This window comes from Streptomyces sp. NPDC101225, assembly GCF_044767585.1.
Classification (GTDB): Bacteria; Actinomycetota; Actinomycetes; order Streptomycetales; family Streptomycetaceae; genus Streptomyces.
Genome location: NZ_JBIWOE010000050.1, coordinates 22,686 through 39,828, shown reverse-complemented (window position 1 = coordinate 39,828; position 17,143 = coordinate 22,686). Strand labels below are relative to the sequence as shown.

17 protein-coding genes, 1 tRNA gene and 1 riboswitch are annotated in these 17,143 nt (G+C 70.2%); of the genes, 7 read left to right on the top strand and 11 right to left on the bottom strand.

What is annotated here, in order from left to right; translation table 11 throughout:
* Positions 1–20 precede the first annotated feature (20 nt).
* From ACIRPX_RS40255 to ACIRPX_RS40220, 8 genes are all read right to left on the bottom strand, one after another.
* A complete protein-coding gene (locus tag ACIRPX_RS40255) occupies positions 21–1,787 on the bottom strand; it encodes an ABC transporter ATP-binding protein (protein WP_404204809.1) in 1,767 nt (588 codons plus the stop codon).
* Positions 1,784–2,731, bottom strand: coding sequence for a hypothetical protein (locus ACIRPX_RS40250; RefSeq protein WP_404204807.1), 948 nt, complete (start codon positions 2,729–2,731; stop codon positions 1,784–1,786). The genes ACIRPX_RS40255 and ACIRPX_RS40250 overlap by 4 nt, the downstream gene beginning before the upstream one ends.
* Positions 2,728–3,306 carry a flavoprotein gene (locus ACIRPX_RS40245; RefSeq protein WP_404204805.1) on the bottom strand — a complete coding sequence of 193 codons (579 nt, stop codon included), beginning with the start codon at positions 3,304–3,306 and terminating at the stop codon, positions 2,728–2,730. Before ACIRPX_RS40245 ends, ACIRPX_RS40250 begins: the two co-directional genes overlap by 4 nt.
* Positions 3,303–4,253, bottom strand: a complete 951-nt coding sequence (locus tag ACIRPX_RS40240) for an LLM class flavin-dependent oxidoreductase (protein ID WP_404204803.1) — start codon at positions 4,251–4,253, stop codon at positions 3,303–3,305. The genes ACIRPX_RS40245 and ACIRPX_RS40240 overlap by 4 nt, the downstream gene beginning before the upstream one ends.
* Positions 4,254–4,315: 62 nt before the next feature.
* Positions 4,316–5,101, bottom strand: a complete 786-nt coding sequence (locus ACIRPX_RS40235; RefSeq protein ID WP_404204801.1) for an ABC transporter permease — start codon at positions 5,099–5,101, stop codon at positions 4,316–4,318.
* Positions 5,098–5,946: an ABC transporter ATP-binding protein gene (locus tag ACIRPX_RS40230; RefSeq protein ID WP_404204799.1), complete on the bottom strand. Its 849-nt coding sequence runs from the start codon at positions 5,944–5,946 to the stop codon at positions 5,098–5,100. The genes ACIRPX_RS40235 and ACIRPX_RS40230 overlap by 4 nt, the downstream gene beginning before the upstream one ends.
* Positions 5,947–5,951: 5 nt before the next feature.
* Positions 5,952–7,196, bottom strand: coding sequence for a M16 family metallopeptidase (locus ACIRPX_RS40225; RefSeq protein WP_404204797.1), 1,245 nt, complete (start codon positions 7,194–7,196; stop codon positions 5,952–5,954).
* Entirely contained in the window at positions 7,193–8,461 is a 1,269-nt protein-coding gene (locus ACIRPX_RS40220; RefSeq protein ID WP_404204795.1) for a M16 family metallopeptidase, read from the bottom strand. Before ACIRPX_RS40220 ends, ACIRPX_RS40225 begins: the two co-directional genes overlap by 4 nt.
* 163 nt (positions 8,462–8,624) lie before the next feature.
* Here ACIRPX_RS40220 and lxmK point away from each other — a divergent pair, with 163 nt between their 5' ends.
* The 5 genes from lxmK (at position 8,625) to ACIRPX_RS40195 (ending at position 12,725) form a co-directional block, all read left to right on the top strand.
* Positions 8,625–9,758, top strand: a complete 1,134-nt coding sequence (gene lxmK, locus ACIRPX_RS40215) for a class V lanthionine synthetase subunit LxmK (RefSeq protein WP_404204792.1) — start codon at positions 8,625–8,627, stop codon at positions 9,756–9,758.
* Positions 9,748–10,713: a T3SS effector HopA1 family protein gene (locus ACIRPX_RS40210; RefSeq protein WP_404204790.1), complete on the top strand. Its 966-nt coding sequence runs from the start codon at positions 9,748–9,750 to the stop codon at positions 10,711–10,713. Before lxmK ends, ACIRPX_RS40210 begins: the two co-directional genes overlap by 11 nt.
* A 15-nt stretch (positions 10,714–10,728) precedes the next feature.
* Positions 10,729–12,033, top strand: a complete 1,305-nt coding sequence (locus ACIRPX_RS40205) for an NAD(P)/FAD-dependent oxidoreductase (protein ID WP_404204788.1) — start codon at positions 10,729–10,731, stop codon at positions 12,031–12,033.
* A gap of 279 nt (positions 12,034–12,312) precedes the next feature.
* Positions 12,313–12,474, top strand: a complete 162-nt coding sequence (locus ACIRPX_RS40200) for an LxmA leader domain family RiPP (protein ID WP_266797768.1) — start codon at positions 12,313–12,315, stop codon at positions 12,472–12,474.
* A gap of 77 nt (positions 12,475–12,551) precedes the next feature.
* The gene (locus ACIRPX_RS40195) at positions 12,552–12,725 is read left to right on the top strand and encodes an LxmA leader domain family RiPP (protein ID WP_404204785.1); all 174 of its coding nucleotides are present in this window, start codon (positions 12,552–12,554) and stop codon (positions 12,723–12,725) included.
* A gap of 361 nt (positions 12,726–13,086) precedes the next feature.
* On the opposite strand, the gene ACIRPX_RS40190 is transcribed toward ACIRPX_RS40195, so the two are convergent.
* The 3 genes from ACIRPX_RS40190 to ACIRPX_RS40180 form a co-directional block, all read right to left on the bottom strand.
* Positions 13,087–13,527 carry a transposase gene (locus ACIRPX_RS40190; RefSeq protein WP_404204783.1) on the bottom strand — a complete coding sequence of 147 codons (441 nt, stop codon included), beginning with the start codon at positions 13,525–13,527 and terminating at the stop codon, positions 13,087–13,089.
* Between the two features lie 559 nt (positions 13,528–14,086).
* Positions 14,087–14,728 carry a GTP cyclohydrolase II gene (gene ribA, locus ACIRPX_RS40185; RefSeq protein ID WP_404204781.1) on the bottom strand — a complete coding sequence of 214 codons (642 nt, stop codon included), beginning with the start codon at positions 14,726–14,728 and terminating at the stop codon, positions 14,087–14,089.
* Between the two features lie 107 nt (positions 14,729–14,835).
* Positions 14,836–15,351, bottom strand: a complete 516-nt coding sequence (locus ACIRPX_RS40180; protein WP_404204779.1) for a MarR family winged helix-turn-helix transcriptional regulator — start codon at positions 15,349–15,351, stop codon at positions 14,836–14,838.
* A gap of 63 nt (positions 15,352–15,414) precedes the next feature.
* Between ACIRPX_RS40180 and ACIRPX_RS40175 the strand changes: the two genes are divergently transcribed.
* Both ACIRPX_RS40175 and ACIRPX_RS40170 read left to right on the top strand, forming a co-directional pair.
* Positions 15,415–16,548 (top strand): dihydrofolate reductase family protein, encoded by a 1,134-nt coding sequence (locus tag ACIRPX_RS40175; protein WP_404204777.1) that lies wholly within the window; start codon positions 15,415–15,417, stop codon positions 16,546–16,548.
* Between the two features lie 49 nt (positions 16,549–16,597).
* Positions 16,598–16,671 (top strand) — tRNA-Met (locus tag ACIRPX_RS40170).
* 308 nt (positions 16,672–16,979) lie between these two features.
* Positions 16,980–17,137: riboswitch (cyclic di-AMP (ydaO/yuaA leader) on the top strand.
* The last annotated feature ends 6 nt before the right edge of the window (positions 17,138–17,143 follow it).

Here is a 17,143-nt window from a genome sequence, read left to right as displayed (position 1 = left end):
GGGCAGAAACGGACGCCGCTTCACCGCGGCCACCGACCAGCGCTACGTGTGGCTGGAGACGGTGCCAGGGTCTGTGCCGCGTGCAGTTCCCGGTACGGCTCGCAGTTCTCCAGCAGGACGTCGTGCGGGCCCTCCTTCACCAGGCCACCCTCGTCCAGCATGATGACGTGCCGGGCGCTGCGGACGGTGGACAGCCGGTGCGCCACCACGAGGACCGCCCTGGTGCGGGCCAGTTCCTCGATGATGGAGCGGAAGCGGTCTTCGTTGATGCCGTCGAGCTGGCTGGTGGGTTCGTCCAGGATGACCAGCTCGGTGTCCGAGAGCAGGGCTCGGGCGAGCGCGAGCCGCTGGCGCTGGCCTCCGGACAGGTCCGTCTCCGCGCCGATGACCGTGTCCAGTTGGCCGGGGAGCGCCGCGACGGCGGCCGTCAGGCCCACGGAATCGAGGGCCTCCCACAGTTCACCGTCGGCGACGGGCTCCTTGCGCTGGACGGACAGGTTCTGGCGGACGCTCGCCTGCAGGAGCGTGAACGCCTGGTCGACGTAGGTGATGTTCCGGCGCAGGTCGTGCAGCGGCCAGGCGCGGATGTCGGTGCCGAGCACGTAGATGTGGCCCTGCTGGGGTGTGGAGAAGCGCTCTATCAGGGACAGCACGGTGCTCTTGCCCGCGCCGGACGGGCCGACCAGGGTGGTCAGGCCGTGACGCGGCACGAAGAACGACAGGTCGCTGACGGCCGGTTGCCCGGTGCCCGGGTAGCCGTAGGAGACCTTGTCGAACACGATGCCGGTGTTGTCGCGGGTTTCGAGGAGGTGCGTCGCCGGCTGCCGGTCGTCCTGCTCGCGCGGCGTGGCGAGCAGGGCGTTGAAGCGTTCCTTGACGGCCTGTCCGATGCGCAGCCGCCCGAATCCGGTGAACAGCAGCATGACCGGGGCGGCCAGTTGCAGCAGGTACAGGACGAACGCGGAGAAGGAGGCGACGCTGAGTGTGCCGTGGGACATCTGCACGCTGCCGACGAGGATGATGGCGAGCAGTGCGACCTGCTGGCCACCGGCGAGGACGGGCAGGATCGCCGCTTGCAGGACGTCGCCCTTCAGGCCGATGCGCCGTACGCGGTCCGCCTCGCGGGACAGGTCGTCCTCGACGGTGTCCTCGGCGCCCGACGCCTTGATGGTGGTGATGGCGTCGAGGTGGGAGGAGAAGAGTCCGGCGATGCCTCCGAGCGCCGTCTGCTGGTCGATCGCGTTGGCCTTGATCCACTTGAACATGACCACGATGGCGATGCCGACCAGGGCGAACACACCGGCCGAGACGAGGGTCAGCAGCCAGTTCAGCCAGGCCATGGCGGCGATGGAGGCGGCCACCAGCAGCGCGGAGGCGGGCATCTGCGCGAGGCCGACGTCGATGACCTGGCGCAGCACGAGCGCGTCGGAGGTGATGCGGGAGGTGAGGGCTCCGGCGCCTTCGGCCTTGATGTGCTGGACGGGCAGGCGCAGGATGTGGCTCATGACGGCCACGCGTATGCGGTAGACCATGTGGGAGCCGATACGGGCCAGCAGATAGGCCGATCCGCCCTGGGCGGCGGCCGACGCCAGGGCGATGACGAAGGCTCCGACGACGAGCCAGTTCACCGAGCGTCCGGCGGACACGTCCGCGATGACCTGGCGGGTGATCAGGGGGACGGCCAGCGATCCGGCGGTCGACAGCAGGCCGGTGAGCAGGGATATGGTCAGCGCCGCGGGATGGCGGGTGATTTCTTTGAGCAGCCGTATCTCGGTGGTCTGGCTCATCGGGTCTCCTGGGCTGTGGTCTGCGTTCCCTCGTTGTCCAGCAGGTCGGCGAGCATGCCGACATAGGCGTGGAGTTCGGTGTGGAATCCCACGTACGCGGCGAAGTCGTGGGCGTGGGCGGCGATCCGGACGACGGCCGTCCGTGCCGTTCTGGCGATGTCCAGCGGTGGTCCGTAGCCCTTCAGCAGTGCCTCGCGCCAGGCGCTGACCTGCTGGACGGGCAGTGCGCGGGCGGTGCGGGAGGCGGTGATCTCGTGGAGTTCGCCCAGGACGCAGCCGAGGTCGACCTCCGGTGCGGCGACGGTGCCTTCGGGGCCGCAGAGCAGGGCCGCGGGCCGGGCGGCTTCCGGGTCGTCGACGGTGATGAGGCTGCCCAGGGTGGCCCATCCGACGACGACGGTCCGGTGTCCCGACGCGGATGTCGCCTCGTGGGCGTAGGAGGTGAGCCGGTTCCAGCGTCGTGTGCCGAGACCGTCCCGCAGGATGCCGTGGAAGGCGGGCGCCGCGCGGGTCCCGGCCGCGGTACGCAGCCAGGTGGCGAGCCGCGTGGGGTAGCGCGGGGCGGGGTAGTCGGTGCCGGCGGTGACCTCGGTGCCGTGGAAGGTCCTGAGGTGTTGGCCGTAGGTGTGGGCGAGCCGGGCCGAGGCGCCGGGATCGTGCGGCGAGCCGTCCAGCAGGGTCTGGGCCGCGCTGCGCCGGCCGGGGGCGTGCCAGGTGTAGGCGCCGTCGGTCCACGTGCCGGGGACGGCGAAGACGAAACGGTCGCTGGAGGCGGCGGACGCACGGCGGGTGAAGTCCTCGGGGACCGGGCCCGGCTGGTGGTGGGGATCGGCGCGTACGTCCTTTCCGGGGCGGCGGGCCCAGCGGAACCCGGTGGCGGTCCGGGTCACCGTGGTCTGGGCCATCCCGGTGCTGAACCGGGCGACCGTTTCGCCGTTCGTCACAGGGTCTCCTTGAGGTCCTGGAGCGCGGTGAGGGCGTGGGGGAAGAACGCGGCGGTGCCGATCTGGGTGTGGCCCGTGCTCGCGCTGACCCCTTGGGTCGGGGGCAGCACGGTGGTGTGCGGGCGTTCGGCGAGGGTGGCCGCGTGCGCGCGGTAGGCGGGGCTGTCGGCTCCGCCGGGCGGCAGCGCGGGGCAGACGACGACGGGGGCGGACGTGCACTGCAGGGCCAGCGTCATCGGGGTGTCGGTGATGCCCAGGGCGAGCCGGGTGACGGTGTGGAAGGTGGCGGGGTGGACGATGATGCCGTCGCTCCATTCGGCCAGTTCCACGTGCACGGCGTGGTCGACGTCCTGATCCCACCTGTCGGTGAACGGCCGCCGTCCGCCGTTGAAGACCGAGCAGGCCAGGGGCGTGGTGAACCGCAGGGCCGAGGAGGTCAGTACGCAGCGGACCTGTGTGGCCGGGTAGTGGGTGCGCAGCCAGTCCAGCCAGGTGGGCAGGAGGGTGGTCTGGATGCCGCCGGTGGCCATGACGACGAGCCGTTCGCCGGTGAACTCCGGTGCCGGGGTGCTCATCGAGCGGTCCGTTCCGCCACGGCGGTGAGGATGTCGGTGGTGTCGCGGAGGGCTTCGCCCAGGCCCGCGGTGATGAGGACGCCGGAGGTGTTGAGGATGATCTCGTCGGCGCCGGCGTCGTGCCAGGCGGTGAGCCGTTCGGCGATCTCCTCGGGGGTGCCGGTGACGACGACGCCCGCCTCCAGAAGGGTTCGGGCCGAGGCGGCGGGGTCGCCGTGCACGACGGGCAGGCCGGAGCGCTGGAGCATGTCCACGTAGTGGGGCAGCGAGAGGTGCTGGTGGGTGCCGTTGTGGGCGACGAGGTCCATGTCGCGTCCGGGGCGGGTGACGGCGACCTGCACCACGGTGACGAACCGCGGCGCCTTGCGGTCCGCTGTGCGGGCGGCCGTGTCGGCGGCGGGCACGAGCTGGTCCGAGAGGAGAGCGGGCGGGGTGAGCCAGGTGATCGCGGCGTCGGCGTGCCGGCCGGCCGCCCGTGCCATCGCGGGCCGCAGGACGCCCATGCCGACCTCGATGTCGGGGGCGTCGTCCAGGGGCAGGAGCTCCATCTCGGGTGCGCCGGGTGCCATGGCGACGGGGGTGCCGTCCAGGAGTGCTCTGACCTTGGTGACGAAGTCGGCGGTGTGCGCGACGGGCTTGTCGAGTCCGGCCCCGTAGATGTTGGTCTGGAAGCTCGTTCCGCTGGGGCCGAACCCGGCGGTGAAGGGCTGCCCGGACAGCGCGGCGACGCTGCGGGCCTCGACGGCGGCGTGGTACGGGTGGCGGAGGGGGGTGAGGACGACGGAGGTGCCGAAGCTGACCTGGACGCCCATCCCGGTGAGGGCGGCGAACAGGGCGTGGGTCTCGATCTGCATGGACTGTCCGCACCACAGCCGGACACCGAAGCGTTCGGCGAGTCGTCCGTAGGCGGCCATGGGGCCCACATCGGCGGACTGCAAGGGGTACATGAGGGTCGTTTTCGGCACAGCGGTGTCCCTTGTGTTCGTGGTGCGGACGGAAAGGGAGGCGGTCAGGCGACGGTCGCCTTGTCCTTGCGCCTGATCAGGGAGGCGCCGGTCTGCTTGCGGACCATCGTGCGCATCAGGGGGACGGCCAGCAGCGATCCGGCGGCCAGCCACGCGGCGCACACGAGGACGAAGATCCAGGCGGGGAAGGTGTGCAGGTGCCCGGCGAAGGCGTCGCGCGTGCCCCGGGTCATCCAGGCGAGGGGGAAGATGTCGGCGATGTGGTTCAGCCAGTCCGGAAGCCCCTGGTCGGGGGTGAGGACCCCGGAGATCCCGGCGATCACCATGAAGGGGAAGGAGACCATCGCGACCGCTTCGCGGGGGTTGGGCAGCAGCGCGCCGATGGCGATGCCCAGGGGGACCAGTGCGGCGCCGCCGGTCATGATGACGATCACGGCGAGGACGACGTCCAGGGGGCCGGCGGGCAGGTCCGCGCCGGTGGCGAAGACCACGATCAGCAGGGGCAGCATGGACACGAACGACGTCACGGTGCTGTAGATGATTCTGGCCGCGACGTAGGCGGGGATGCCCCGGGGGATGTTCTTGCGCCGCAGGATCGTTCCGTCGGTCTTCTCCAGGGCGATCAGGGACGGGATGGACAGCATCGCGCCGACGGCCGGCATGAGGCTCATTCCGCCGAGGAGCACGGTGGTGCGGTGGTTCCACTGGGCGAAACCGGCCGCGAGCATCAGGATGACGAAGACGAAGATGTTGAAGAGGTCCTTGGGCGAGGTGAAGGTCATCCTCAGGTCGACGGCGGCCTTGTTCCATGCCAGGCGGGCGGTGGTCACCGGGCGGCCTCCACGATGCTCAGGTAGATCTCTTCCAGGGACGGCCGGTCGATCCGCAGCCCGGTCGGCGGGCGGCCGTGGGCGGTCATCAGCGCGTGGACGAAGGTGTCCGGGTCGTCGGTCGGTTCCGTCCGCCTGGTCCCGTCGGGGGCCGTCCACGACACCTGGGTGCGCTGCCCGATCGCGGTGACGAGCCGGTCGGGGGTGGAGTCGATGTGGATGACGCCGCCCAGCAGGATGCCGATGCGGTCGGCGAGGCGTTCGGCTTCGGTCAGGTCGTGTGTGGTGAGCACGATGGTCACGCCCTGGCTCTTCAGCCCGGTGATCATCTTCTGGAAGTCGGCGCGCGCCTGGGGGTCGAAGCCGGCGGTCGGTTCGTCGAGGAAGAGCACGCGCGGGTGCCCGATGAGGCCGAGGGCGACGTCCATGCGGCGGCGCTGCCCGCCGGAGAGCTGGTTGAGCCGGCGGCGGCGCTGCTGTTCCAGCCCGACCAGCTCCAGCAGTTCGGTCGTGGGGTAGGGGTCGCTGTAGTAGGCGGCGATGTCGTTCAGCAGGGTGTCCAGCCGCCAGGTGGCGTGGTCGGCCCAGGACTGCATGACGATGCCGACCTTGTCGCGCCAGGCGTCGTCCGCGGTCAGCGGGTCGCGGCCCAGCACGCGCACCGTTCCCGAGGCCGGCCTGACGTAGCCTTCCATGATCTCGATGGTGGTGGTCTTGCCCGCCCCGTTGGGCCCGAGCAGCACGAACAGCTGGCCTTCCTCGACGGTCAGGTCCAGCCCCTTGAGCACCTGCTGCTGCCCGTAGGACATGGTCACGCCCTCGAGGGCGATGGGTGGATGGTTCAACGTGCTCAGCCTTCCTCGGGGGTCGCCGGGCGGACGACGACGTGGGCGGCCGGTCCCGCGCCGTAGACGAGACGTGCCGCTTCGGTCACCTGCGCGGCCGTGGCCGCGCTGATCGCGCGAGGCAGGCCGGATATCTCGGGGACGCCGAGCCCGGAGGTCGCGTAGGACAGCAGGGACGCGGCGAGGCCCGTCTGCGAGGACAGGGCGAGGGCGTACTGGCCGGTGACGAAGGAGATGACGTCCTCGAGCTCGGCGTCCTCGGCACCCCGCTCGGTGAAGGTCCCCACGATCGAGGTGATCGCGGTGTCCGCGGTGTCGGCGTGGTCGGGGGCGACGTCGGCCTCGACGAAGACCATGTCGTGGTCGAGGTACTGGCCGACCGAGGCGTCGGTGCGGTAGGCGAGCCCGAGGCGTTCGCGGACCCGGGTGTTGATACGGCCGGAGAAGTAGCCGAGCGCGGCCGTGGCCACCAGGGACGCGGGGAAGAGGGGATGGCTCCTGTGCAGTCCGCTGTAGGCGTGGCGCAGATGCGCGACGGACCAGCCGGGCCGGGTGTGCTCCTGGCGTGCGCCGTCCCCGTTCACCGGTCCGGGAAGCAGGGGCGTGGGCCGGTGGGCTCCGGCGGGCAGCGGGTCCATGGCGGCGCACGCCAGCTCAAGGGTCCGGTCGGGCGGTACGTCCCCGCATATCACCAGGTGGGCCGGGGATCCCGCGGTGTGGCGGGGGGCGAAGGAGGCGACGTCCGGCGCGGTGGGGGCGTCCCACATGGGGCCGGTGAGCTGGGTGGACAGCGCGGGAGGGATGTGTCCCAGGGCGGCCAGGGTGACGAGTTCGGTGCTGATGGCGGCGGGGCGTGCGGCCGTGCTGCGTGCCTGCCGGCGGGCCCGGTCCGTGGCCTGGCGCAGCTCGTCGTCGCTCGTCTGCACGCGGGCGGCGGCCGAGCAGACGGTGTCGACGGTCTCCTGGACCAGGGCGCTCGGTGCCATGGCGGCGAAGCTGAGCCAGTGCTGGCTGCGTGCGACCTGCACGGTCCCGCCGACGCGCTGCAAGGCGGTGACCTTCGCCGTGGTCAGCCAGTGCGCCTGGAACACCTCGGCCCGGGCGAGGTCGGGCAGGGTCGGTGTGTCGACGCGCAGCGCGAGATGGACCCGGACCAGCGGGGCGGTGGCCAGGGGCGCCACGTGGATCTCCGCGCCGTTCGTGGAGCGGGCCTGAAGGACATGGGGCTGGGCCACGAGTGTGCCGGTCATGCTTCTCCTGCGGTGGTGAGCTCCGCGTAGCCTCTGCCCTGATGGCTCATCAGCTGCCGTGCGGCGGAGTGGACCTGGGCGGCCGGCACGGTGGCGGTGGCGAGCATGGCGCGGCGGATGAGGCCGGGATCGTCGAACAGCAGAGCGGAGCGGGCCAGGGCACGCGCCTCGTTCAGGGCGGAGTCCTGCTGCGCCAGCAGGGTGACGTAGGTCTGGCTCCTGGCCGGGTCGATCGCCTCGCTGCCGGTGGCGGCGAGGCGGCCGCACGCCTCGTCGAACGCCTCGACGACCGCGTCCCCTTGGCCCGGGTCGTGGTGGGCGACGAACGTGAAGGTGTCCGGGGCCACGGCCAGCCACGGCCCGAACAGGCCGCACACCGAGGCGCACGGGATGCCCCGGCTGTCCAGGGTCCGCCGCAGCGGGCTGCGGTCGTTGCCGGTCAGCCACATCGACGCCACGACGAAGCCGGCGTAGGCGTCGATCTCGGAGGGGGCGGGCAGGGGCCGTCCGAGGGCCAGCGCCGGACGGGGCGCGAGCACGTCGCGGTGGTGGCGGGTGCGGGCGGGGGAGTCCGCGTCCTCCGCGAGCGGCGGCGGTTTCGGACTGCCCCGGTCGTCCAGCACGCCGAAGATCTCCGCCGCGTCCTGGACGACCCGGTCCGGATCGATGTCGCCGGCGACGGCGACCACGGCGTTCCCCGGGGCGTACGCGGACGCGTAGAAGTCGCGGCACTCCTGGACGGTGATCTCCGTCAGGTCGGCCTCGTCGCCGTATCCGTTGTGGGCGTTGCGCCAGTCCGAGTAGACCGCCTGGGGCAGCACCGTCCAGGGGAAGCCGCCGTAGGGGCTGCCCTTGACCTTCAGGTTGATCTCCTCCAGGACGACTCGGCGCTGTACGTCCAGCCGGTTCTGATCGATGATCAGGTTCTGCATGCGGTCGGCTTCCATCTCCAGGACGCGCCGCTCGCAGCCGGCCGGGACCAGCTGGTGGAAGTCGCTGACATCGGTGAAGGTGTTGCCGGACACGGTGCCGCCCAGCCGCTGGACATAGCCGAAGTGCCCGCCCGCGCCGACGGTGGTGGAGCCCTGGAACATCAGGTGCTCGAAGAGGTGTGCCATGCCCGCGCGTCCCTCGGGTTCGCCGCGGAACCCGGCGCGGTAGTTCACCGCCACCCCGACGGCTCCCTGCCCGGGAAGACGCTGCGCGACGATACGCAGCCCGTTGGACAGCGCCGCGTGCCGGATCGTGTCGTCTGTAGCAGTCACGGGCCGTGACCCTAGGGACAACCGTGTGCGCCCTTCAACGGTTTCTTGCCGCGGCGGCTTACGCCTGGCGTCGCTGACCTGCACAAACTTGTGGGCTGTGCCAAACAATCACCATGGTTGCTCGTTGCCACCCCGCACCGAGGGGTCCTAGCGTCCAGCGACCATGGACAGCCAATCAAGCTCCGACCGCATACGGTTCGAGCCGGCCGACCTCGGCCGGCACCCTGAGGTCAACGCCCTTCTGGAGCGCATGGGGCTCGGGAAGTTCGTGGCCGACACGGTCACCTCGCCCTTCGGGCGCAACGAGTCCTGGATGGGGACCACGGACCGGGGCGACCGGGTCTTCGTCAAGAAGTTCGATCCGCCAGGCAGCCGGGAGAGGCTGCAGCGCACGCTCACCTTCGCCGAGTGCGCCCTGCGGGCCGGCGTCGCCACCCCGAGGGTCCTCGGGCACGACGAGCGGACGGCGACCGTGGTCTTCGAACTCCTCGACGACCCGCAGTCCCTGCTGGAACTGTTCACCGCATCGCAGGACGGCCACCAGGACTTCGACACCGAGTGGTGCGTCCGGGCCGCCCGTCTGATCGCCGACACCCATCGCCTCGCCCCGGACGGCTTCGACACCTCCGACCATCCGCTGCCGCCGCTCGCCCCGATGAACGCCCTGACCCTGCCGGGCTACCTGCGGCAGTCGGGGGCCGAACTGCACATGTGGAAACTGCTGCACAACGACCCCGACGTCCTCGAGGCCGTCACCGCCATGAGGACCGCCGACAACCCCACCGTCGGCCCGTGGGTTCCCGTCCACGGCGACCTGCGCCTGGACCAGTTCCTCATCAGCGGCGGCGAGCTGTACCTGACCGACGCCGAGGAGTCCCGCCTGGGCGATCCCGCCCGCGACCTGGGCGCCTTCGCCGGGGAATGGCTCTACCACGCCGTCAACCGCATCCCCGCCGTCCTCAACGAGGCACGGGTGGTGGGACACGTGCCCACCCATCAGGAGATCGTCGCCACCGGAGCGGCCGAGGTCGACCGCTTCGCCCCCCGCACCCGGGCGTTCTTCTCCGCCTACCTGGAACGCGCCGGCCTCGACGCGTCCCTGCACGAGGAACTCGCCGTACGCGCCGCGCGCTACGCCGGATGGCACATGATCGACCGGATGATCTCCATCGCCCGGCAGAAGCAGGTCCTGGAGGCCGTGCCCCGCGCCGCCGCCGGGATCGGACGCTCCCTGCTCCTCGGCCCGCGGCAGTTCCTGGACACCATCGGACTAAGGACCCCTGCCCATGCTGCTTGATGCCCAGCTCGCTCCGGCCGTCGCCCGACTGGCCGACCAGGTCACCGTCACCGCGACGGACGACGGTGACGTCAGCGCCGTCTGGCAGGACGAGAGCCTCACCGGCAGCTCCCAGAAGGTCGCCTCGGAGCTCGCCGCACTCCTGTACAAGTCCGCGCACGCCCGTCTGGACCACCGCAAGGACCTCACCCCGCGCACCTTCTCCGACCCGGAGTTCGACCGGGCCTTCCACGAGACGGTGGGCGACAGGAACAGCCGCCGTGAGGTGAGCGTCGCTCAGGAGGGCGCGGAGCACACCGTCGTCGTCCTCGACTCGATCCGGGTCGCGGTCACCCCGGACAGCCTCACCCACGACGGCGAGAAGACGTATCTTCGGCTGAGCTGGGCCAGGCCGTCCCTGTCGCCGGGGTTCTTCTTCCTCACCTCCTGCACGACTCCCATGCCGGCGCGGACCGGCGGAGTGCTGCGCGTGTACGCCCACGTGGCCGACCCCGGCCACGGTCCCCGACTGCTGGCACGGGCCGCCACCTACCTGGAGGACCGCGGGCTTCCCTGGCAGGCCAAGGCGTCCTCCAGCCGCGACCTCTACCCGCGCACCGACGCCGTCGTGGTCTATCTGCCCCGCGTGTCCTGGAGCGCGGCACGCGAACTGGCCCAGCTGCTGGAGAGCGGCTCGGACCTCGCGGAGGGCACCTCCGCCTTCACCCACTCCCTGACCGCCTCGGTGGGCGTGGCCTTCGAGCCCGCCGACAAGCGGCCCGGCCGCGAGGGTCTCAGCTTCGGGCAGCACCGCTGCCGGGTGCTCGCCGAGGCGCTGGTGACCCATGCGACGACGACGGACGGCCAGAGCCGGACGGGACGCATCGTGGCGATGTTCAACGACGCCTCGATCGACCCGCTCAACCCCGCCCGCAACCTCAGCTCACCGGTCACCCCGGTCATCCCGGCCCACTGACGAAGGACTAGCGACATGGCCACCCGTACCACAGACACCGACGTCCTCATCATCGGCGCCGGACCGGCCGGCGCGGTCGCGGCCGGACTCCTCGCCCGCGAAGGCCACCGCGTCACCGTGCTGGAGAAGGAGGTCTTCCCTCGCTACCACATCGGCGAATCGCTGATCACCGGCATGCTCCCGGTCATGGAGGAACTAGGGCTGAGGGAAGAACTCGACACCATGGGGTTCCCCAAGAAGTACGGCCTCACCCTCGTCTGGGGCAACGACCCCACCCCGTGGTCCACCAAGTTCCGTGACGCCGGCCCCTACGAGTACTCCTGGCACGTGCGCCGCGCCGAATTCGACGCCCTGCTCGCCAACCGCGCCGCGGACCTCGGTGCCGAGATCGTCTACGGGGCCACCCTCACCGCGGCGCTGCGCACCGGCGAGGGAGCCGTCACCGGCGTGCAGTGGCGCGACGCCTCCGGGGCGGAGCGCACGACCACGGCCCGCTACACCCTCGACGCCTCCGGCCAGGCCCGCGCACTGGCCCGGCTGCTGACCCCCGTCCAGCGCGCGGACGACCTCAACTCGGTCGCCGTCTGGTCCTACTACAGCCCCTTCGCGCCGCTGCCCGGGGACCTGCACTCCCACATCATGGTCGAGGCGTTCGAGGACGGATGGTTCTGGAGCATCCCGGTCTCCGATTTCGAGATGAGCGTCGGCATGGTCATGCACACCGACGTGTACGCCGCCGTGACCAGGGACTCGACGCCCTCCGAGATCTTCGAGCAGCGCCTGTCCACCACCCAGGTGCTGAAGGATCTCCTCAAGGACGGCGTCCGCAAGGAGGGCCTGCGCACCGGCCGTGACTGGTCCTACGCCTCCGACGCCTTCCACGGGCCCGGCTGGATGGCCGTCGGTGACGCGGCGGTGTTCGTCGACCCGCTGTTCTCCTCGGGCGTCTGGCTGGCCACGTCGGGGGCGTGGCTGGCCGCGAAGGCCCTCCTGGCCAGTCTGGCCACTCCGGAGGCGGAGGGGCCCGCGATGGAGAAGTTCGAGAACGTCTACCGGCAGATAGCCAAGGACATTCTGGCCTATGTCCGCTACTTCTACGACCCGAAGCGGAACAAGGAGGATTACCTGGCCAAGGCCAACGCGGCCACGAAGATGGTCTCGGAACAGTCGGAACTGGGATTCATCTCGCTGATCTCGGGGATCAGCAGCCTCCCGGAAGTGCTGAACTTCGACCCGATCGGACTGGAGAACCTGCTCGACGTCGGAGAAAAGGTCGGCATCAGTCAGAGCGGTACGCGGCCCGAGCCGGAACTTTCTTAACTTTGGACGTCCGGGGCTGCGGCGCGGAGGTACCGGCGGCGGAGCCCGCAACCGGGGAAAGTTACCCGTTTCTTGCGCCCCTTGGAACGCCCGAACCGAGGTGGCAGCGTAGTCCTCAGCCGGTTTCCCCCCGACTGGCAGGGCACCGCACGGGATGCGGTGAAATAGTGCGGCCGCGCGGAAGACTCGTTTTTCTTCGTACGGTGCGGCCGCACTGCCTGCCGGGCCGGAAAAGGGAACACCGCCGCCACATCATTCCGCACAGGAGGGGACACGATCATGACGCAGGACCTCATTTCCGGATACGCCGCGTACGCGGAGGCCGACGAGCTGGTGACCGCCACGGGAGAGGCTCCCGCCACGCCCGTCACCATCGCCATCTCCGGCGCGTTCTCCACCTCGCTGGCCGCCAGCGCCGCCACCGTCGGCGCGCACTGCTGACCTCTGGCCTTCAGGACACGGCGCCGGTACCGCCGGCGCCGCCATCACGGCAATCACTGCAATCACAGGGAGAAGACATGACCGACGAGCTGATCGAGGGCTACGCCTCCTACGCGTCCGCCGAGGAAATCCAGGCCGCCGGCCAGGCGCCGGCCACCCCCGTCACGGTCGTGCTGTCGATCGCCGGCAGTGCCACGGCCGGTGCCAGCGTCGGTGTCAGCATCGGCGAGAGCATCAAGCACTCCTGCTGACAGCGGCTCGCTCGGCACGGTGAGCCGGAATGCGGCGGTTATGTGAAAACTTTACGTGGCCGCCGCATCCCGTTCTCCTCGTGCCGTTGCGGCGGGATGCTAGAATCGGCTGTCACGGCCTTATGAAAGGGGGACAGCCGGTGAGTTCGAAAGAGGGCGGGAAAGATATGGGAAACAACCTGTCGATGCTGCTCGCGTACGGCATGGTCGGCCTGTCGTTGCTGACGGGACTTGTCGTCCTGCTGTGGATGACCATGCGCAGCAACTAGGCTCGGCACAGTGGTGCAGATTCTCCAGATGGCTGGTCCCCGCGAAGGGGACCAGCCATCAGGTGTTTTCAGGCCGTCAGCACGCCGTCAGGTCATCGCGGATTCCATGGCCTGGTCGCCATGTCGCGCCGCGTGGCTTCCTTGATGGCCCGGAGCTGCAGGAAGGCGTCTCCGAGTGCCGCTTTGAGGTTGTGTATCTCCTTGCGAAGCTGTCTTTCCCTGTCGCTCACCTGGGTGTCGCCGTCGTGGGCCGCCGGTTCGAGTGCCTCTTTGCCGGCACTGATGAATTTCCGTTTCCAGTTCCCTATCGACTGCTCTGACACACCTGCGATTTTCGCCGCATCGGAGATGGTCAGTTCTCCTTTGAGATGCATGAGGACGATGTCTATTTTTCTGGTCGCGGGCAGCGCAGGTGGTCGTGACAAGACTTCCCCCGTTCTTCGGTCAACGCGGGACACGTGAGGCTCACGCACCCCAGTCACACACATGAAAACATGTTCGATGGTGGGCTTAAAACCGCCTATCTGGAACATGAAGGTAAAGATTGCGCCATTGTTCGGCGATGTCGCCGTAAATTGTTTGGGGTGCAGAATTAGCCGGCCCGGACGGGGCCGAGAAGGCGCGCGCCGGTCCGGCGCCACGGGAGGAGGCCGATCGTTCCGGCTCGTTCGCCGACGGCCGTCGCCGCGGCGGCGCAGGAGGTGGGCCCGGACGCGGAGGCGTCTCACCGGGAGGGACGGGTCCTGCCTGGCCGGCCGCGGACGCGGGCCCCCGCGTGCGGACCGTCGGAGCCACGGCCGTCGCCGGCCGTGTCAGCATGCCTGTCCTTGTGCACATGCCGGAACTTCTCCCGGGGGTTGTGCAGTGGTGGGAATAGGGTGACCTATTTACCTGGCCAAAGGGAATCTAAGCAGCCTGCGTGTGCGGGGTGCAGCCGACTTGAGGAACATCAGAGGTTGACCGGCCGACGATTTTCTTCACATCGGACGCATCCTGAATTGCCCGGCTTCGAGCGAGGTATGCATATACCTGAGTCTTCGGGTGGCGTTTATACCCCGGGCGTCGGTCGTCGCCGCCCCGCACCAATTCCGGTCAGCCCGCGCTGCGTTCCGTCAGCCGGGCGAGCGGCAGCGTGTGCTGGGTCTGGAGGACCTTGGCGCGCAGATAGCGGACGTTGTGGGCCGTGGTGAAGACCCCGGTGGGGACGCGGTCGCGGACGTCGATGCCGAGGTCGCGCAGCTGGCCTGCCTTGTCGGGGTTGTTGGAGAGCAGGTCGAGGGCGTCGATGCCCAGGGCCCGCAGCATCTGCGCGGCCGCCGTGTAGTCGCGGTCGTCCTCGGGCAGCCCGAGGGCCGCGTTCGCGGCGTAGGTGTCGAGGCCCTGGTCCTGGAGGGCGTAGGCGTCGAGCTTGTTGTAGAGGCCGATCCCGCGGCCCTCCTGGCGCAGGTACAGCAGCACCCCGCCGCGGTCCGCTATCCGCTCGACCGCCTCGCGCAGCTGGGGGCCGCAGTCGCAGCGCGCCGAGCCGAACACGTCGCCCGTCAGGCACTCGGAATGCAGCCGGACCAGGGGTGTCGTGCCGGGGGCCGGGTCGCCGAGCACGAGGGCCACGTGCTCCTGGCCGTCGGTCAGACCGTGGAAGGTGACCAGTTCGGCGTCGGTGCTGTAGCCGTCCTGGAAGCGCAGCGGTACCCGGACACGGGCGCGCGGGGTGGCGGCGGGGAAGTCGGGCATGCGGGGTCTCCCGGGTCCGGTCGGCATCTGCTTCAGATTTGAAGCAGATCTACGCCGCAGGACACTACCCCTGCTTTAAATTTGAAGCAACCGTCCTGCGGCGCGGCTCACGAGCAGGGGCCGGAGGAGCGCCGCCGCCACGGGACGTCCTCCGCGGCGGGGCGCTCCGCGTCGCTCTCCAGCGCCTGCGCGATCCCCGAGAAGATGTCCTCCAGCTGCTCGACCTGCTGGGGGGTCAGCCGGTCGAAGAGCAGGGAGCGTACGGTCTCCACATGTCCCGGCGCCGTCCGCTCCAGCACGGCCATCCCCTCGTCCGTCAGCGTGGCGAAGCTGCTGCGTTTGTCCCACTGGCAGTCCTCGCGGCGGATCAGGCCGTCCTTCTCCAGCCGGGTCACGGCGTACGTCAGCCGGCTGCGGGTGATCTTCGACTTCTCGGCGAGGTCGGTCATGCGCAGGCTGCGCCCCGGTGCCTCGGAGAGGTTGGCCAGGATGGAGTAGTACAGGTGCGGCATGCCGGCGTCCTGCTGGAGCTGCCGGTCGATCGCGTCCTCCAGGAGGTGCGTCGCGGCGATGTACGCGCGCCAGGCGCGCTGCTCCTTGGAGGTGAGCCAGCGAGTCGTCATGGCCCCAGTGTAGGTTTGTTTCAAACTTGAACCAAGCGGTCCGTCCGAGAGTGAGCGCGTCCGATGCCGTACCCCCACGTCCTGCTGTCCGCCGCCGTCTCGCTCGACGGCTACCTCGACGACACCGGCCCCGAACGCCTGCTGCTCTCCAGCCCCGCCGACTTCGACCGCGTGGACGAGGTGCGGGCCTCGGCCGACGCGATCCTCGTCGGCGCCGGCACCCTCCGCGCCGACAACCCCCGGCTGCTGGTCAACGCGCCGCGGCGGCGGGCCGCGCGGGTCGCGGCGGGGCGGCCGGAGTATCCCCTCAAGGTCACCGTCAGCGGCTCCGGCGAACTGGACCCGGACGCGAGGTTCTGGCACACCGGCGGCGACAGGCTCCTGTACACGACCGACAAGGGCGCCGAGCGGGCCCGCGCGCTCGGCCTCGCCGCCGACGTCGTCTCGCTCGGCCCCGACCTCGACTGGCGCACGCTCCTCGCGCATCTGCACGACGAGCGCGGCGTGCGCCGCCTGATGGTGGAGGGCGGCGGCACGGTCCACACCCAGCTGCTCCAGCAGGGTCTCGCCGACGAACTCCAGCTCGTCCTCGCCCCGCTCCTCGTGGGCGACCCGCACGCGCCCCGCCTCTTCGGCCCCGGCGCCTACCAGGGCGGCCGCCTGCGCCTGACGGAGACCCGGCGGATCGAGGACGTCGTGCTCATGCGCTACGAGCCCACCGCCCCCGGGGCCGGCCCGCTGCCCACCGCCGCCGACCACCGCTGGCTGGCCCTCGCCTGTGAGCTGGCGGCCCTGTGCCCGCCCTCCCGCACGGCCTTCAGCGTGGGGGCGGTGATCGTCGCCGCCGACGGCACCGAGCTCGCCCGCGGCCACTCGCGCGAGGGCGGCGACCCCGTCGCGCACGCCGAGGAGGCGGCCCTGGCCAAGCTCGGCCCGGCCGATCCGAGGCTGGCGTCGGCCACGGTCTACAGCAGCCTGGAGCCCTGCACCCGCCGCGCCTCCCGGCCGAGGCCGTGCGCCCGGCTGATCCTCGACGCGGGTGTACGGCGGGTGGTCACGGCCTGGCGCGAGCCCGACACCTTCGTCGCCGGCGCGGACGGCAGCGGCCTGCTGGCGGCCCAGGGCGTCGAGGTGGTCGTACTGGAGGAACACGAGGAGCAGGCCAAGGCGCCCAACCGTCATCTGCCGGGCTTCTGAGCCGTGGCGCCGGCAGTCCCGCGGATGGCGTATGCTGGTCACACACCGACGCGGGGTGGAGCAGCTCGGTAGCTCGCTGGGCTCATAACCCAGAGGTCGCAGGTTCAAATCCTGTCCCCGCTACTCAAGGCCCAGGGCCGGAATCCGGAAACGGATTCCGGCCCTGGGTGTTTTCCGCCCGGAAGGCCCGTCACCGGCTGTTGTCACCCGCGGTGACCGGGCGACCGCTTTCCGCATCACGACTGACACACCGTCAGAACGGGTGGGGTTTCCGGGGCGCGGTCAACTCGCCCGTTTTTCGCCTCTCTTGGCCCCTACGTCCAGGCCAAGAAGCATTAATGATCAAGCAGAACAGCTTGGAATCGGCACCCCGGGTCTATTAACGTTCGATAACGCAGCGCGGTCGTCCCAGCCGTCACAAGAGGCGGCTCCGTGCGCACGTGCCGAATCCCGCAAGGGAACCGGGGAACCACCACCCAGGGGTGAATCGCGTGGACACCGTCGTGGAGCCACGACTGGTATACGCGCGTAGGAGACCTTCCTGCTCCGAACCCGTCAGCTAACCCGGTAGGCGAGAAGGAAGGAAAGGAGCGCG

Excerpts from the sequence above, each read along its gene's own strand:
- ACIRPX_RS40255 (WP_404204809.1), bottom strand. The coding sequence starts at position 1,787 with ATGAGCCAGACCACCGAGATACGGCTGCTCAAAGAAATCACCCGCCAT.
- ACIRPX_RS40245 (WP_404204805.1), bottom strand. The coding sequence starts at position 3,306 with ATGAGCACCCCGGCACCGGAGTTCACCGGCGAACGGCTCGTCGTCATG.
- ACIRPX_RS40240 (WP_404204803.1), bottom strand. The coding sequence starts at position 4,253 with ATGTACCCCTTGCAGTCCGCCGATGTGGGCCCCATGGCCGCCTACGGA.
- ACIRPX_RS40225 (WP_404204797.1), bottom strand. The coding sequence starts at position 7,196 with ATGACCGGCACACTCGTGGCCCAGCCCCATGTCCTTCAGGCCCGCTCC.
- lxmK (WP_404204792.1), top strand. The coding sequence starts at position 8,625 with ATGGACAGCCAATCAAGCTCCGACCGCATACGGTTCGAGCCGGCCGAC.
- ACIRPX_RS40210 (WP_404204790.1), top strand. The coding sequence starts at position 9,748 with ATGCTGCTTGATGCCCAGCTCGCTCCGGCCGTCGCCCGACTGGCCGAC.
- ACIRPX_RS40205 (WP_404204788.1), top strand. The coding sequence starts at position 10,729 with ATGGCCACCCGTACCACAGACACCGACGTCCTCATCATCGGCGCCGGA.
- ACIRPX_RS40200 (WP_266797768.1), top strand. The coding sequence starts at position 12,313 with ATGACGCAGGACCTCATTTCCGGATACGCCGCGTACGCGGAGGCCGAC.
- ACIRPX_RS40195 (WP_404204785.1), top strand. The coding sequence starts at position 12,552 with ATGACCGACGAGCTGATCGAGGGCTACGCCTCCTACGCGTCCGCCGAG.
- ACIRPX_RS40190 (WP_404204783.1), bottom strand. The coding sequence starts at position 13,527 with ATGTTCCAGATAGGCGGTTTTAAGCCCACCATCGAACATGTTTTCATG.
- ribA (WP_404204781.1), bottom strand. The coding sequence starts at position 14,728 with ATGCCCGACTTCCCCGCCGCCACCCCGCGCGCCCGTGTCCGGGTACCG.
- ACIRPX_RS40180 (WP_404204779.1), bottom strand. The coding sequence starts at position 15,351 with ATGACGACTCGCTGGCTCACCTCCAAGGAGCAGCGCGCCTGGCGCGCG.
- ACIRPX_RS40175 (WP_404204777.1), top strand. The coding sequence starts at position 15,415 with ATGCCGTACCCCCACGTCCTGCTGTCCGCCGCCGTCTCGCTCGACGGC.